This is a genomic window from Bacillus sp. FSL M8-0256 (genome assembly GCF_038005765.1).
Lineage (GTDB): Bacteria > Bacillota > Bacilli > Bacillales > Bacillaceae > Bacillus > Bacillus safensis.
Genome location: NZ_JBBOTU010000003.1, coordinates 1 through 14,345, shown reverse-complemented (window position 1 = coordinate 14,345; position 14,345 = coordinate 1). Strand labels below are relative to the sequence as shown.

20 protein-coding genes are annotated in these 14,345 nt (G+C 36.8%); 4 read left to right on the top strand and 16 right to left on the bottom strand.

Annotated features, from left to right (window positions below; genetic code table 11):
• Positions 1-393: 393 nt before the first annotated feature.
• Positions 394-885: a hypothetical protein gene (locus tag NSQ76_RS20780; RefSeq protein WP_341055885.1), complete on the top strand. Its 492-nt coding sequence runs from the start codon at positions 394-396 to the stop codon at positions 883-885.
• Between the two features lie 13 nt (positions 886-898).
• Entirely contained in the window at positions 899-1,105 is a 207-nt protein-coding gene (locus tag NSQ76_RS20775) for a hypothetical protein (protein ID WP_341055884.1), read from the top strand.
• A gap of 187 nt (positions 1,106-1,292) precedes the next feature.
• On the opposite strand, the gene NSQ76_RS20770 is transcribed toward NSQ76_RS20775, so the two are convergent.
• From NSQ76_RS20770 to NSQ76_RS20710, 12 genes are all read right to left on the bottom strand, one after another.
• Positions 1,293-2,399, bottom strand: a complete 1,107-nt coding sequence (locus NSQ76_RS20770; RefSeq protein WP_341055883.1) for a Rap family tetratricopeptide repeat protein — start codon at positions 2,397-2,399, stop codon at positions 1,293-1,295.
• Between the two features lie 635 nt (positions 2,400-3,034).
• Positions 3,035-4,147, bottom strand: coding sequence for a hypothetical protein (locus NSQ76_RS20760; protein WP_341055882.1), 1,113 nt, complete (start codon positions 4,145-4,147; stop codon positions 3,035-3,037).
• A gap of 57 nt (positions 4,148-4,204) precedes the next feature.
• Positions 4,205-5,017, bottom strand: coding sequence for a septation ring formation regulator EzrA (locus NSQ76_RS20755; protein WP_341055881.1), 813 nt, complete (start codon positions 5,015-5,017; stop codon positions 4,205-4,207).
• Positions 5,018-5,192: 175 nt separating this feature from the next.
• Positions 5,193-5,468, bottom strand: a complete 276-nt coding sequence (locus NSQ76_RS20750; RefSeq protein WP_341055880.1) for a DUF5839 family protein — start codon at positions 5,466-5,468, stop codon at positions 5,193-5,195.
• A 515-nt stretch (positions 5,469-5,983) separates the two neighbouring features.
• Positions 5,984-7,138, bottom strand: coding sequence for a hypothetical protein (locus NSQ76_RS20745; protein WP_341055879.1), 1,155 nt, complete (start codon positions 7,136-7,138; stop codon positions 5,984-5,986).
• Between the two features lie 474 nt (positions 7,139-7,612).
• Positions 7,613-8,092, bottom strand: coding sequence for a NucA/NucB deoxyribonuclease domain-containing protein (locus tag NSQ76_RS20740; RefSeq protein WP_341055878.1), 480 nt, complete (start codon positions 8,090-8,092; stop codon positions 7,613-7,615).
• An 18-nt stretch (positions 8,093-8,110) separates the two neighbouring features.
• Entirely contained in the window at positions 8,111-8,263 is a 153-nt protein-coding gene (locus tag NSQ76_RS20735) for a hypothetical protein (RefSeq protein ID WP_341055877.1), read from the bottom strand.
• A 67-nt stretch (positions 8,264-8,330) separates the two neighbouring features.
• Positions 8,331-8,648 (bottom strand): hypothetical protein, encoded by a 318-nt coding sequence (locus NSQ76_RS20730; protein WP_341055876.1) that lies wholly within the window; start codon positions 8,646-8,648, stop codon positions 8,331-8,333.
• 12 nt (positions 8,649-8,660) lie between these two features.
• On the bottom strand, positions 8,661-8,921 hold the full coding sequence (locus NSQ76_RS20725) for a hypothetical protein (RefSeq protein WP_341055875.1): 261 nt from the start codon (positions 8,919-8,921) through the stop codon (positions 8,661-8,663).
• Between the two features lie 107 nt (positions 8,922-9,028).
• The gene (locus NSQ76_RS20720; RefSeq protein WP_216100618.1) at positions 9,029-9,481 is read right to left on the bottom strand and encodes a hypothetical protein; all 453 of its coding nucleotides are present in this window, start codon (positions 9,479-9,481) and stop codon (positions 9,029-9,031) included.
• A gap of 45 nt (positions 9,482-9,526) precedes the next feature.
• Positions 9,527-9,988, bottom strand: a complete 462-nt coding sequence (locus tag NSQ76_RS20715; RefSeq protein WP_341055874.1) for a JAB domain-containing protein — start codon at positions 9,986-9,988, stop codon at positions 9,527-9,529.
• A 119-nt stretch (positions 9,989-10,107) separates the two neighbouring features.
• On the bottom strand, positions 10,108-10,317 hold the full coding sequence (locus NSQ76_RS20710; RefSeq protein WP_144523901.1) for a hypothetical protein: 210 nt from the start codon (positions 10,315-10,317) through the stop codon (positions 10,108-10,110).
• Between the two features lie 280 nt (positions 10,318-10,597).
• Between NSQ76_RS20710 and NSQ76_RS20705 the strand changes: the two genes are divergently transcribed.
• Both NSQ76_RS20705 and NSQ76_RS20700 read left to right on the top strand, forming a co-directional pair.
• Positions 10,598-10,858 (top strand): hypothetical protein, encoded by a 261-nt coding sequence (locus NSQ76_RS20705; RefSeq protein ID WP_341055872.1) that lies wholly within the window; start codon positions 10,598-10,600, stop codon positions 10,856-10,858.
• 118 nt (positions 10,859-10,976) lie between these two features.
• Positions 10,977-11,528 (top strand): helix-turn-helix domain-containing protein, encoded by a 552-nt coding sequence (locus NSQ76_RS20700; protein ID WP_341055871.1) that lies wholly within the window; start codon positions 10,977-10,979, stop codon positions 11,526-11,528.
• Between the two features lie 145 nt (positions 11,529-11,673).
• Here the strand turns inward: NSQ76_RS20700 and NSQ76_RS20695 are convergent, their stop codons facing one another.
• From NSQ76_RS20695 to NSQ76_RS20680, 4 genes are all read right to left on the bottom strand, one after another.
• Complete coding sequence (locus tag NSQ76_RS20695) at positions 11,674-11,961, bottom strand: AbrB/MazE/SpoVT family DNA-binding domain-containing protein (RefSeq protein ID WP_216100610.1); 288 nt, start codon at positions 11,959-11,961, stop codon at positions 11,674-11,676.
• A gap of 23 nt (positions 11,962-11,984) precedes the next feature.
• Positions 11,985-13,136, bottom strand: a complete 1,152-nt coding sequence (locus NSQ76_RS20690) for a peptidoglycan DD-metalloendopeptidase family protein (protein WP_341055867.1) — start codon at positions 13,134-13,136, stop codon at positions 11,985-11,987.
• Positions 13,129-13,749: a hypothetical protein gene (locus NSQ76_RS20685; RefSeq protein ID WP_341055866.1), complete on the bottom strand. Its 621-nt coding sequence runs from the start codon at positions 13,747-13,749 to the stop codon at positions 13,129-13,131. Before NSQ76_RS20685 ends, NSQ76_RS20690 begins: the two co-directional genes overlap by 8 nt.
• Positions 13,746-14,345, bottom strand: a 600-nt coding sequence (locus tag NSQ76_RS20680; RefSeq protein WP_341055865.1) for a hypothetical protein, incomplete at its 5' end; no start/stop codon positions are given. The genes NSQ76_RS20685 and NSQ76_RS20680, both read right to left, overlap by 4 nt.

Below are 14,345 nucleotides of genomic sequence, written 5' to 3'. Positions count from 1 at the left end.
CCCGAATATGGGGATCGGCTAAAAAAAAGACTTCCCCGAAGGGTCATTATGTAAACTTACGAAAAGTAAGTGTGTAGTTTTTTTCATTCTACACTGATTACTGAAGTTCATTTTTTAAACTTCAGCAAAAAACACGAATGATGTTATCCAGGGAGATCGGCTTTTTTAAAGTAAAAAGCGAACATTTTGCAGCACGTGGCCGCAGCCGATAGAAATAAAATATCCTTGGAACAAACCAGCTAAAAAAGAAACAATATTCACAGTCTCGTCACAAATGGCGGGACTTTTATTTAGTCTATTTTTATCATTTTTTAAAAATCTGTGGAAAATAACACCTGTTAATTGTTACCATACGGGGTGTAAGACAATACTTTTAGGGGGAGGATGTTTAGTATGAACGGTTTATTGTGTAAGCTCAATGGAAAACTTACACTGGTATTAACTCTAATTGTGACTCTTGGAATCACTTCTGCTTTTGGTCAGGCTTCAGCAAAAGAACAATGGAACCCACAAAAGCAGCAGAGAATTGCACAGGCTATTTTCGATGCTGCTGCATACAATGAAGTAGATAAATCTTTTTCCTTTGATGAATCTAAAGTTATCAATGCAGGGTTGCCAAAAGATATCGCGGTAGAGATCAAAAATCATTTAGAGTCATTGGGCGGTAGCGATGCTGAAAAGGTGTACCAGGATCAATTAGCTGCACAGAAAAAAGGTGAAGTGACAACTATGGTAGCTCCGTTAGTGATATGGGCGGCCAAAGTATTGGCTGGCGCAGGTCTAGCATGGCTAGGTAAAAAGCTTTTAGACATGGGCGGCCATGAATTCTGCAAGCGTTACAAAAATGAAAACAAGACTACTAAATATGTGTGTAAATTCCTCTAAGGAGGTGTGAATCTTGAAGAAAACAAATTGGTTTTTAACAGTGTTTATCACTGCTTTAATCTCGTTTGTGATTCAATCGGGATTAAGTAACTTCGGCGTGATTAACATGTCAAACATTTGGGCAGATTTAGTCAGTTGGATAGTAATATTCTTTATCGTATTTATTGGCGTTGAAGCAGCGTTTAGAACGATCAATAAAATGAGACATCGAACTGAATAAAGACAAACAAAAAAAGCCCTCGAACAGGGCTTTTTCTTTATTCAAGCATTAGTAGAGTCTACTTCTCCTAATGCTTAACCGAAGTATGCGTCTTCTGCGGTTTGAAAATCGTTCGAAGAATTTATATTTACTGTGGTTGTGATCCCCATTAATAAGGTAAAGCTTAATATCATAACTTTCAGGTGCTTCATTCAGTTTCCTCCTTCATCCATGTCAATTTTTTGGCTTGTGATTCCAAACCTTCATCAAAGTATTTTGATGCCGGTTTGTGATTATCCTGCTTTTTATAAAATCTTGCAGCCATGATTGACAATTCTGCGGCATCTTTCCAAAGTTTTTGAGTTTTCAGTACATTTAAAGCTGCATCTAGTTGAGCTTCATCACCTGTTATATAAATTGAATGTATGATGTTTAACTTAGCAATATACGCATTGTCAGATAATTCATTCGCCAATATGAGTGACTCATTGTATGACTCCAGCCCTTCAGCTTTTTTATCTAACTGGAAGAGAACACGGGCTAACATATAATTTGTTCGCATATGCAGTGTTTTGTGTGGCTTTTTTAGTTCAATAGACAAGGCGTTCTGGAAAGAGTCGAAAGCTTCAGCAAGCTTGCCTTGGCGCTCATAACATATCCCAAGATTGAAATGCCCTAGTGCTTGTGGTAAATCAAGTTTAGATTCTGCTGCTAAATTGATTGCATCCTTATAGGTGGATTCAGCTTGTTCGAGTTGGTTTAAATCCATCTTATTTGATGCGATTACCATTAGAGTAGTAGCAATCCGACTCTCTTGTAAATCTGCTGATTTAAAGCTTTCTAAAGCTTTTTTGGCATGGTTAATGGAGAAATGATTTTGTGCGATTTTGTAGTACGCAATCGCAAGCTGATAGTTAAATTCAGCACGTTCTAATTCGTCAGGAACATTTCTAAGGCGGGTCTCCGCGATATGATAATAGTTGATAGCGTCTGAAAATCGATTTTTATAGAACTCATACATGCCATTGAAGAAGAAATAATAATACTGAATCATGTCATCTGTTTTCTGCTTCTCTTCAATGTCTATTTGCTTCAATAAAACTTTTGATCCCTCAAACTCCTGCACCATCATTTTGTATCTGGCATCAATCAAGTTAAAGTATAATAAGACATTTTGATCTTCTTTCATATTTTCAAAAGCTTGTAATATCTCGCTTTTCTTTTTTTCAGCTTTTAGGATATCTTGCTTTTTTATAAGTCCGTACCAATCACCAATCATTTTAGCAACAAGTGGACTTGCTACTTTTTCTGCCAAACAAACCTCCCCCTATCATTTTACCCTTTTCTTTCATTATCGCAGATTAAATGACCTTTTTAAACAAATTTTGTAAAAATAAGTAATACTACTTATCACCATAGAAAAAGAGCTTTAAAGCAGGAAAAAATCCACCTGCAATAAGTGCTACTTTATTTTTTCGATTTCCTTACTGGTTTTATCTACTTGATCCAAAATCTTAATGACTCGCTTGTAATAGCAACCTATTTCCTCTTTTTCATTCTGCTGCTGTCCCACATGAAATGGCTGACAAAGTGATTACATCAGTGGTATACCAAAAAATAAAGCTCATGTTCGAGAACACAAGCTTTGACTGTTTGTTATGCTTTTTTGTAGCGAATATACATATCTCGTATAATTTTAACCATTAAGGACGTACACATGCTTAAAAAAGTCACAATTCCTACCCAATACATATTTGACATGTCGAATCCGGTGTAGGCAAATATGAAAATGGTTGAGGTTATAAATGTGATAATTAGAACCACACGAATCTTCTTAAAGATTAAATAGCCAATAATCCCCCAAGCCAAATACAATAATGGTAATGTGAATAAGACAAGAGCCATGGGTTGAAGATAATGTAAGTTAATTTACTCCACTCTCCTCGTCAGTTATTTTACAACTTCCAAGCTCGTCATTTCCCAATCTCTATCAGATTTTAGAGATATCTCTTTAGAGTCTTTGCTTTCAATATTATATTCAATAATTCTGCCAATAACTCCATTCTTATCTCTATCAAACATTCTCACCAATGCATAAATCTTGCCGTCTAAAATCTTGACCTCTTCTAAACGTTCATCTGATTTAAAATTAAGTGGAATTTTTTCAGATGATATCTCTTTAAGTTCTTTGTTGAATGTCTTGACTTCTCCTTCATAGGAGACTATCGTGACTTTATCCTTGTCTACATTAGTCTTGTAGATAGTGAATCCCTTATCCATTACTATTTCTCTTTTCTTATCGAGAGTTTTTTTGTCGAGTACAACCAACATCGATTTTTTCTTACTGTCAACGCCATCGTTTAAGGCAAGAATTAATTCTCCATTATTTAATGACTTCAAAGATTCATTATTATCAGGAAAGAATACTGAGTCTACGTCTAACTTTTTTCGTTTTTCTTTATGAGTTTTAGAGTCTATTGAAGACACTGTGACACTTTCATCATTACTAAGAATGGCATAGATTTTTTTGTCTTCAAATATAGCTGTTGTTAATTCTCCGTTTAATTCAAGTTGATTTTTATCGTTGGAATCTTCATTCCAGTATACTAATTCTCCTACCAATCCATTCTCTGTAAAGCCCACATTAATGTCGTGTAGAACATACCCATTAGAGTAGTTAATAAAAAATGCCCCCTCATCATCTGTAGACTTTGAAAGTGATTTTGTATTCAAAGGCTCTACCTTCCCAGTCTTCTTATTTAGAGATACATGATAATTAGACCTATTAGATGAAAAGTAGATATTATGATTGCTTTGAGTAGATGAGGTAAATCCCACGCAATCTTTCATTGTTATACTCGACAATTTCTTTCCTTCATTGTTGTAGTTGGCCATCTCGCATCCTCTGTCCATTGCCTGCGAATGTATGATAGCAAATTTACTATCTTTCATATTGCTCAATTCTCCCTTAGGAGAGTCCCCCGCAGCCTCCTCTTTCTTTGAACATGCTGAACAAACAAGTGCTATGGCACAAGCTGACAAAAGTAACTTAAAGTATTTCATTCAATCATCCCCTTTCAATAGCAAAGCAATCGGGGAGATCCCCGACTGCTCATTTAATTACTTTTTATGATAAAAGACCTTCGTGTTGTTAGAGTTTACTAATTCCATTGGCGACACAACCGAATCAACTTTTATATTGTCAATGTCGTGTCCTTGATTCTTCCAAGCTCTCCAAGCCAATTGAGAACAATAGAATTTCTTTGTAGTTTTCTTGTCAAAGAAGTTCAAATTGTATGGCTTCTTTTGGTCGGCTTGCTTTTCAGCATATTTAGCTGCATTTACATATTTGGTATTATTAGACTTCTTCACCCATAGTCCATAAACCTTCTTTCTAGAACCCCAATTATTATTATATCTTCTGACTCCATGTTGTTTAATAGGACTCCAATTTTTATGCCAAGCCTCTACGGTCTTAGCTGATTTTCTTGAGACAATTGCGGCGTGTCCGAAGCCAATTGCGGAGCTACCTGAATTCAAGTCATAGCTCACTAAAACATCGCCCTTAGTACCTAAATTCTTCTTGGCGTTGACGCTCATCTTACCTTTCTCTTCGTTGTACTTAGGTAAATACTCGTCAATCACACCATCTTTGATATATTGATCGATATCTTTCTGCGACTCTTCGAATTTAGCTTCTGCTTTTGCTTCCGTAGATACAGAGTCATACTCCTTCTTACTCATCTCGTAAAGCTCTTTAATCTGTTCAGAGGTCATTCCCTCTGCTTTCATTTCTTCTATTTCTTCTTTGGCTCTTTCATCGTTCATAGAAGGGAATACATCTTTTGCTTGCGCATTCCCCTCCAGTCCAAACCCAGTGAATAAAATGGATGCTGACAACAAGGATGTGACAATAACGTTTCGTTTTTTCATATTATTACCTCCAATTCCTTTTTTAGCGTGGTCCACATTTACCATAATAATGGTTAAAATGGATCATGTAAACATTAATAGAATTTTAAGTATATTTTAATATCTGATGAATTGACATGTTAAATTTGAGTGAATTTTTACATTAAAAAAGAGACTACTCGTAATAGTCTCTCTTTCACACAGGTACATTTTCTTTATTTTTATCTACTTTATCCAAAATCTTAATGACTCGCTTGTAATAGCAACCTGTTTCCTCAAGCTCTTCTCTTGAAACATCAATTACTAGGACAGGCTTTTTTCTGTCTAGGGATTCAACCAACACAATATCCCCTTGCTGTATTTGTCCTCTTAGTCTTTTAGGGATGTGCCACTTTAAAGGCTTAGGACTAACCTTTAATTCACCGTCTTTTCTCCAGCAATGGAAAGCTGTAATTGTATTTTTTTCGTTCATTACATACACACTCCCACTTTTTTATCAATAGTCCTGGTACTTCGCATCGATCCGGCCATGCCTATCAACCATTGATAGGCGGAAATCTAACCACCCATTAACCATTGAGACTTTTTCCGCCACGTGCTGCGCTGATACTCCGCATCGATCCGGCCATCTTTGGCGGCTACGTGCTGCAAGGAAATTCATTAAATGGTGCGATATTGAAAGTTACATAAATATTCAATAAGATACAAGAAAAAAATCCCTATCCAATTGGAAAGGGATTTTTTCTAGTTGTCTCTTAGGACATTTCAATCCACACACCCATGTAAGGTGTGACCTTATTGCAATAAAACTATACCATGATAAACATAATTTGTAAATATTTAATAACAGAAGTAGCCTATCTCCTTCTGCTTCTTTTTCTCTCTTCATTGGCTTTAATTAACATTAAACCTGATACCCCTAGAATGAGCAGCCCTATCTCAAATAGGTTGATTACGACTTCTACCTTCATATGATTCACCTCATTTTCATTTTTCTTGCTTCGTGTTCCCTGTTGCTGGAAGATCATTTTCTTCTACATATTGACGATCTATCTTTTTTTGCATAAAAGGTATAGCTATCCATCCTATCAAGCGGAACATCATGAGGTTTATAAAAATTAGATTCACAATCCCAGTTCTATCTTTGTTTCCAGATATAATATTTGTTATCTCATCCAACTTAAAGGGAAGATGAATATTCGTCTCCGTTAATAACACAGAAAAAAGTACGATGGCTACGCTGAAAATGTACGTTTTAAGCAAAGTTTTTATCGGCTTTATACAACCATCCCAATAGGCTTTAACATAGGTTGAGAAGCTTAATTTCCTCGAATAGTTAAAAAAACGAATATCAACGCCTTCTTCAATACAAATTTTTTCTGCATGTTTCCAGGCGCTCCATTCGTCGTACAACATAATTAGGCCACAAATCGGTTTTAATCGTTCTGCGTTGCGACATTTTTGAATGAATTTTTGAAAAGACCTACTCCTTTTCATTGAGTCATAATAATGTCCTAATTCATGAGCTAGTGAATGGGCTTGTCTATTGATTCCGATTTCTGGATGAAGCGGTTCAATTATATAGTTGCGGAACACGCTATTATCAGCAACGTTTATTTCAGCATTAAACGTATAAAGATTAGGTGAATAAGAAGCTTTCTGCAAAAGAATGATATTTTCTTGTTTGATTCGCCTCAATATTTTTTCACGATCGTTTAATTTAGATGGCGCTTTTCGCTTTTCACCAATTTTATAATGCTCCTGTATCTTCTCTATTACAACGAGATAGCCGAAGAAGCATACATTAAACATCAAAGTAAATAGATAGATATCATTCAGAATGAGGGCAACTACAGAGACGATACCCACAAGTGAAATAAGAGGAACCACAGCTGGTATGATAAGTTTCTTTGCTTTAACTCTCTTAAATAATTCCTTAATTGCAAAGAGATTAACAATCACATAACCAATACTGGTGATGATTTTCCAATGAGGGAAAAAACTAAAGCTGATCAACCATACAACAGATACCAAAATGAAAGAATTATATACGTATCGTTGAAGTTTACTAGCTGATTCCTTTGAATATACATGTAGCAAAATAACATAGATTATGAATAAGAGACTCTTTACAATTTCCATAAGCCACCCCTGATATTTAGAAAAATTGGCCGCCGGTCCATCATGTATTCATTCAGTTGATGTAATAACCAAAACCCCGCGCCTCGTTTATGAAAAACACTTACAATTCAATATTCCTTTGCCTCCACTCGATTGCGTCAATCAATAATTTGTTTAAATTCTCGTGCCTGTCTTTGTATACTTCTTTATCCCTTTCATCCTTATCAAATAACCATAAATTCCATCCATTCTCTTCATTAGAGATAAGATAAACTTTGTATTCTTTTTGAAGAACCAATAAATGGTTAGAAGCATCAATTTGTTGATTCAGAGCTTACCAAGCTATTTTGAAAGCCTTTTTTTGCTCATCAGTCCAGTTGCCCCATGCAAATCCTGCTTGAATGATATCTTTTGCTTTTTTTATATTCAAATCTACAACTCCTTTTTTCTTTGTTTTAGCTTATACGCTGTGATCATATTCAAAGTTTCATGACCCTAATCAACAACAAACAGTACGGCCGTTCCATCTTCGTATTCACTTAGTTGATGAGATACCCAAGATCCCGCACCTCGATTATCTGATGGAGATATGTATTCAATATCGGCTCCTGCGCCGCCTTCTTCACACATTGCCATAGGGAACTCGTCTCGGTCATATCCTCTTTTTGTTGGTATGTTTTTCAGTGATTCTTCTCTATTTTCATCGGCACCTTCTCTATCAATCGTGCAGACAGCTGAAGCTCCCTTATTTATAGCATTTTTTATGTGTTTTGCTGTTTCTGGATACTTATCAGCTGGAAACTTCAATTCCACATCATACTGACCATCACTTTTAGAAGGCGCTTTCTCTACCTGTTGAGAAATATCGTTTATGTCACTCCAAAACTTATCTTTAAATTCTTCGAGTCTATTCCACGCTGACGCCACAATAATAATCAGAATACCAACCAAAATAAATCGTGATTTCCAAGCCATATTTAAACCCTCCTTTGTTTAAAAGAACTTGCTTATTAATGTTTCATCAATAAATTGATAGATACTTTGCCAATTAAGTTTAATCACAACTACAGCAGTCACAATTACAAAAAACAACAATATGTTTCCCAGGTTTATATCCTTCTCTTTTTCATTTCCTGTATCATTCATTTTTTTGATCTCCTTTGTCTGATTTTTTGGTCAATGCTCCTGCCGCCTGTCACAGCAGGAGCATTTTTCATTTCTTACATGAAATACTTCCGCGATAACCTTTAATCGTGCCATTCTTATCAATCGTTAGAGGGTAGCTGCAGCAACCTATTCTTTTTAGGAAAGTCCATTCTTCTAGGTGTTTACTGATCTCTTCAAATTTTGCTTGATCCATATTTTGCGCGGCCTCATACATCATTTGAAGATACATACCTATAGTCGCTTCAACGCCTGGAGCGAGAGTGATACCAGTACCTTCCGCGGTTTTCGTCTCTTCGTTTTGTATATCCAAGTGAAGTTTGATAATACCGTAAGTTTTACCGTCAATCTCAGTGATCTCTAACACCATAACCACCCCTTATCCTACCATAGCGGGGAATACTTGGATTAAACAAAATGTAATACCGACTACAGCACTGATAGCCCAAACATTCCCGCCCTCTTTTTTTGCAACTACTGCATTCCCCACAATTGTAAGATCAGGACATTTTTTCACCTGCTTGATGACTTCAGCACCGGAGATTTCCAGGTAGTGAGAAATATCAATAATACTCATCGCCCCATACTTTGTAGCTTTTACAGCCTGACTAATCTGCACCTCTAAAGGTAACTTTTTCATATTAGATTCCTCCCCGTTTTGATGGAATGTGTGTGATGACTTTCTCTTTTCTTTTTTAGTGACTTACACGCGCTTATTCTTTGTTAAAGGAAACAAGCTGCATGTCTTTATTCTTCTAGTTTTGGATATGTGAAGCTGCCTGCGCCTGTCCATATACCGTTAGCATCCCTAAATTTCCTCACTTCAGATTTAACCCAAACCGGATCACCACTTACAAAATGATCCGGCTTAGGAATCTTGTACGATCCTTTACGCAGCCTTTTATTTAAAGTGCAAATATCGAGCTGTAAGATACGTGCTACATCGTGCATGTTGATATAAACAGGCTGATCTGCTGCCGATCCATAAAAGTCTTCTGTGTAATAAATTTCTATGGACTGAAGCGCAATCTTTCTCCATTCATCATCCAACCCATCTAATCGCTTTAAATCAAATCCTTCTCCTTTTGATCGGCCAAAGAATTCATATAGTTTTCGGAAGACCTTTTTTAGTTCGGGTTCATTGGGAGACTTCTCTAAATTCGCAAAATGGCTTTTAATAAACGTTTGAGCCTTATTCATTCCAATCACTCCTTATATGGTCAAGAGGGCTTTTAAGCCCTCTCATTATTGAAATTTGATATATCCTGCTTCTCTTAATGAAAGATGTTGCTTATTATTCTCATGATCAACTGCAACAATCACATGATCGAGTACATCAATACCGAGTATGTTTCCAGCCTGCGCGATCCTTTCTGTAGCCTTTATGTCCTGTGGTGATGGTTCTACACTTCCAGACGGATGATTGTGAGCGATTATGATGGATCGTCCATTGGCTAACATTGTAGCTTGAAAGATTTCTCTCGGTTCTAAGATGGTTGAACCGATATTACCGATAGTCACTTTATAAACAGCCAGTACGTTCAATTTTGTGTCAAGGATCAAGACTAAGACTATTTCTCTAGCTTCTTCCCCAATAAAATGATGGATGATATCGACCGCGTGATGTGGTGATTTCACTTGTGTAAATGGAGCAGACACCTTTGTTTTTACTTGTTTGATTGATCTGATTTCAAATACTTTTTCCATGTTAATTCTCTCCCTCAATTAAGAATGTGTGTGGTCATCTATCTGATGACAATTTCATTATACCTTTATGTTTTAAAAACGTCAACATAAAGGTATAATATTTTTAAAATTTTTTTGGCTTATATATCCAACTCATTATGCCACTCATATGGAAAACACGTTTCATTTTTCTCGCCTTGATCATCAATCAAGCGGACAATAATATCTGTTTTAAGGTGCTTTCTCATCTGATAAGCCTTATCAAACGGTTCATTAATGTCCTTTGGGAAAACAATTTCCTTCAAGTGTTTTCTGTCAGTTGTAAAAAGGTCTGCTACTACAATATTCATGAAACTTCCTCCCTTTGAAATGTGTGTGATCATCTTTCGATGATAATTGTATTATACCTTTAAGTTTCAAAAACGTCAACATTTGAGTATAAAAAATATGGCATGTTTTCCGCACGCCATATTTCACACACATTCCCTTTCGGGGAATAATTCAAATATAACAAAACAAAAGGAAATTTACAATTTTACACCTATATATTGACGTTTATAAAACTTATAGGTATAATTAAGTTATCACTAGTTAGTGACACACACATTTCTTTAGAGGAGGAATTTTATAATGATTCACAAGCCAGACTCAAAAGTTGTTGTACATTGCTACCCTTCAGAAATAACTAATGATCCATTTTCTTGTACGGAAGACATAGGGTGGATCGAAGTTAAAGCAAATTGGGCTGAAGAACAATGCCAGAAGCAGGGATGGGAGTCTCTTGATCATTTCACACTAGAATATACACTCGATGACACTATTAATTGGCTGAGCCTTTCATTGGAAGGCAAAGCATTTGTAGCGTGCGGTCTGGGTGTAAAATCAAACTAAATAAACAATCTGCCTCTCCTATAAAAATGAATCTTTATAGCGGGAGGCTTTAAAAATTTTATAACCGCAACAAATAATGCTAAATTAGTTACATCAACAAAAAATGGAGGAACGCTTTATGTTAGGCTTGTATGAAATCATTGAGAAAGGTAATTCAACAGAACAAAAAATCAAAGAAATTAAAGATTATTTTTCTGATCAAATTTTGACCTCTACTGAGGCAACGGAATACCTGGGCATTTCAAAAACCACTCTTAGCAAGTATATTGATCAAGGAATAATCAAACCATTTAAAGCTAAAGATAAAAAAGGATATCTCTTCCTCAAAGATGAGCTGGCAGCCTACAACAACTCTAAAGGCGTTCATAGACAAAGAAAACGGAGAAATTCCTCATCCAAAGACTTAAATGTGCTTTTTAGCCCGCAAGGATTTATCTCTATACAAAAACATAGCGGAGTACAATATGTCTACTTACGAAAAACCCTTGATAAAGGGGCATCCTCTAAACATATTTATGCTTTTGGTAGAATGCCGGACGCTTTAAATAAAATGAAATCATATCTGGAAGCACCAGAAACCTTCCCAAAAGAGCTAAAGGAACTCGGTTTCACTACCGACCATCTAGCTGAGTGGATTGATCAAGTTGAAGACCGTACAAAAACGCTTTAAAAGCCCGAATAAGGGCTTTTTTTGTTATCTGAATGGTTTTTGTACCACCTGACACCAAAAAGCCTTATACACACTGTTAAAATGCATTATAAATCCATATAAAAAAGAGCCGTCTATATCGGTAATAAATCCGGCTCTTTTTGATTTATTGAGAAGAATCCTTATCAAGCGCTTGCTGTAATTCTTTAAGCAGCCAAATAGCTCCTGTTCTACTTAAAACGATCCCCCCAGACAAACGCATATTGTTATCTGAAATGATTCCAGTCATTAAACAAACGTTATTTCTCTTGATCTTCTTTAAAACAATCTTGTCATCGACTGTTGAAATTTCCATTAAATCTCTATCAAAAATACCCAGATTTTTTCTCATTTCCTGCGGCAAAACAATTCGTCCTAATTGGTCTAACTTACGTACAAGCCCTGTTGTCTTCAAACCAATTACTCCTTTATCGTTTGTCATTTCTTTTTCAAACCAACGTATGGTGATGGATCAACACGTTCCCCACCCTTAAAAATTTCAAAATGCAAGTGGTTTCCTGTTGAACTACCAGTGCTTCCACATTCACCGACTTTATCTCCTGCCTTTATCTTATCTCCAACGTTTACACTTGTTTTCGACATATGAGCATAAGTGGTTTTATAACCATTTCCATGTTCCACCCACACGAATAAGCCATACCCAACGTTTGGATTATTTGCATCCTGCCAACCCGTATAAACGACTTTTCCAGATCTGGAAGCAGGTATTGCTTGCCCTTTAGTACAAGCAAAATCAATTCCTTTATGAAACTCACCTCGACTGCCGGTGATCGGATCAATCCGTTGTCCAAAACCGGAAGTCACTTTTGTTTTGAGCGGCCGCGCAAAACCACTTTCACCAGCTGTTACATTTTGCACTTTATTAAAATCACCTTTAGCGTACATCTTGGCATACTTCAACACATCAGATACATATTGTTCGCTGTGATTATACGCGTAGACAGCTTTTCTGATATTTCCGTCAGCAGCCCCATTATGAGATAGATAATTGGCAGCACTAAAAACCGCATCTTCCAAGTCATAAGGGTCTGCTTTGCCGTCTCCATTAGCATCTACACCATAACCGCCGTATTTTTTAATCATTTTGGGGTCGGTTAGGATTTTCTTTGGCACATTGGCATTTCCAAGCCGATCACCACCATACCCCCACCCCAACCATGTCAATGGCATGAACTGCATATGACCAACGGCACCTACAGGCGATACCATCTTTTTGATTGTCGAAAACCTTGTTTCTACTTTGTGGTGAGCAGCTAAGAGGTTCCAAGGTACTTTATATTTCTCTGAGGCAGCCTTATAGATTGGTATATAGTCCGCCGGAATCTCCTTTTCTCCTATTTCTGATATTGCTCCGCCTAAATTACTTTGTTCTAACTCGGCTTCTTGTGCGCCTCCACCAGTGAAAAACATAAAGAAGACGGCAGCCATCATCATCATTCCCAATAATAAAAGAATAAGAGGTAAACCAACCAGGAAACCGAAAAACCCAATAAGCCGGACTATTGGGTTTTTCCGTTTAGGGGTTTGTAAGTCGGTTAGTTGTTCAATGACTTCTGCATTTTCAGCCATCCACCCTCACCCCACTTACAAACCATTCACCTTTCACCTTCTGCACTTGTATGGAATAAGGCGTAACATTTCTTTTCTTTTTTCCGTTTGAATCAGTATCTTCACTCGTTACATCAACATTCCAAATCTGTGCAATCTCTTGAAAATCACCTGGCGTTGCGCTTGTCTCTTTGACCACAACTTTTATTTGATCCAAAGTGCCACGCTTTGGCAGCTGCTTATAAAAATCATACAGATCACTTGTCATGTACTTCTTTGATTTTTTTAAATATTCATCAGGGTTTTTAGCATCATACGAATGGTAAGCCTTAATAAAGTTTACAGCTGTACTTTCCGCATCTTTTTTCTCTTTATCAGTCGGCTCATATATAGCCTTGTTTTCATTGTCATTGTCTTCTTCAGAAAAAGAATCATCTAAGGTATCTTCATTCATTGCGTTTTCTTCAGCTTGTTTTTCTTGTTCAGCAGCCTCTTCTTTTTTAGAGGCTGCTTCTTGCTCTTTTTCAATTTTCTGTCCATAAAGCACACCTGAAAACAAGAGGATCGGCATGGTAATAATCATGCAAATACTGATAATTCGCTTAGCTCTATCACTAAGATGCTTTATCATCAATAATCCCCGCCTTTGTAACGTTCATCAGCTGAAAAGTCCTCATCGTTATAAGTATCTTGATCAAGTACAGGATCATTTTGCCTCTGCTCACTTTTAACTTCTGAGCTTCCGTTCGGCTCATCTTCCGACCAATATTCAGGCGGGATTGAACCCAAAGGCTTTGTACCGTCTATACTTTCTAGCTCATTACTGCTTTGTTCATCTTCGTATGATGCAGCAGCTTCTTCTTCAGGAATAGCACTCATTTTCCAAGGGTTTTCAGCCCTATGATCCTGGTACTCATCATCTTCTTGATAATCATCCGAATTGTGTACTAACTGAAGATGGCTCGCCTTTTCGTTGTATGATTCATCACTTATTGCTTCATCTTGTTGATCCAAGTATTCAGAAGCCGAAGCCAGCGGCTTTGTTCCATCTGCTTGTTCATCATTGATATTCTCTTCTTCTTCTTCTGCCTGAGAAGAAGGAGAAGACTTGTCGTTAGTCGTGCCAGCGGACGTATTTACATAGTCTGAAGCCTTGGCTAATGGAATAGAACCCTTGGCTGTTCCACCAGAATAATCTTCTGGTTCGTCTATTGAATCATTGTCTGTGTA

What these genes read in the sequence shown, in the direction of transcription:
- NSQ76_RS20780 (WP_341055885.1), top strand. Translation starts at nt 394, where the DNA reads ATGAACGGTTTATTGTGTAAGCTCAATGGAAAACTTACACTGGTATTA.
- NSQ76_RS20710 (WP_144523901.1), bottom strand. Translation starts at nt 10,317, where the DNA reads ATGAATATTGTAGTAGCAGACCTTTTTACAACTGACAGAAAACACTTG.
- NSQ76_RS20735 (WP_341055877.1), bottom strand. Translation starts at nt 8,263, where the DNA reads ATGAATGATACAGGAAATGAAAAAGAGAAGGATATAAACCTGGGAAAC.
- NSQ76_RS20725 (WP_341055875.1), bottom strand. Translation starts at nt 8,921, where the DNA reads ATGAAAAAGTTACCTTTAGAGGTGCAGATTAGTCAGGCTGTAAAAGCT.
- NSQ76_RS20755 (WP_341055881.1), bottom strand. Translation starts at nt 5,017, where the DNA reads ATGAAAAAACGAAACGTTATTGTCACATCCTTGTTGTCAGCATCCATT.
- NSQ76_RS20760 (WP_341055882.1), bottom strand. Translation starts at nt 4,147, where the DNA reads ATGAAATACTTTAAGTTACTTTTGTCAGCTTGTGCCATAGCACTTGTT.
- NSQ76_RS20705 (WP_341055872.1), top strand. Translation starts at nt 10,598, where the DNA reads ATGATTCACAAGCCAGACTCAAAAGTTGTTGTACATTGCTACCCTTCA.
- NSQ76_RS20745 (WP_341055879.1), bottom strand. Translation starts at nt 7,138, where the DNA reads ATGGAAATTGTAAAGAGTCTCTTATTCATAATCTATGTTATTTTGCTA.
- NSQ76_RS20720 (WP_216100618.1), bottom strand. Translation starts at nt 9,481, where the DNA reads ATGAATAAGGCTCAAACGTTTATTAAAAGCCATTTTGCGAATTTAGAG.
- NSQ76_RS20690 (WP_341055867.1), bottom strand. Translation starts at nt 13,136, where the DNA reads ATGGCTGAAAATGCAGAAGTCATTGAACAACTAACCGACTTACAAACC.
- NSQ76_RS20715 (WP_341055874.1), bottom strand. Translation starts at nt 9,988, where the DNA reads ATGGAAAAAGTATTTGAAATCAGATCAATCAAACAAGTAAAAACAAAG.
- NSQ76_RS20750 (WP_341055880.1), bottom strand. Translation starts at nt 5,468, where the DNA reads ATGAACGAAAAAAATACAATTACAGCTTTCCATTGCTGGAGAAAAGAC.
- NSQ76_RS20740 (WP_341055878.1), bottom strand. Translation starts at nt 8,092, where the DNA reads ATGGCTTGGAAATCACGATTTATTTTGGTTGGTATTCTGATTATTATT.
- NSQ76_RS20700 (WP_341055871.1), top strand. Translation starts at nt 10,977, where the DNA reads ATGTTAGGCTTGTATGAAATCATTGAGAAAGGTAATTCAACAGAACAA.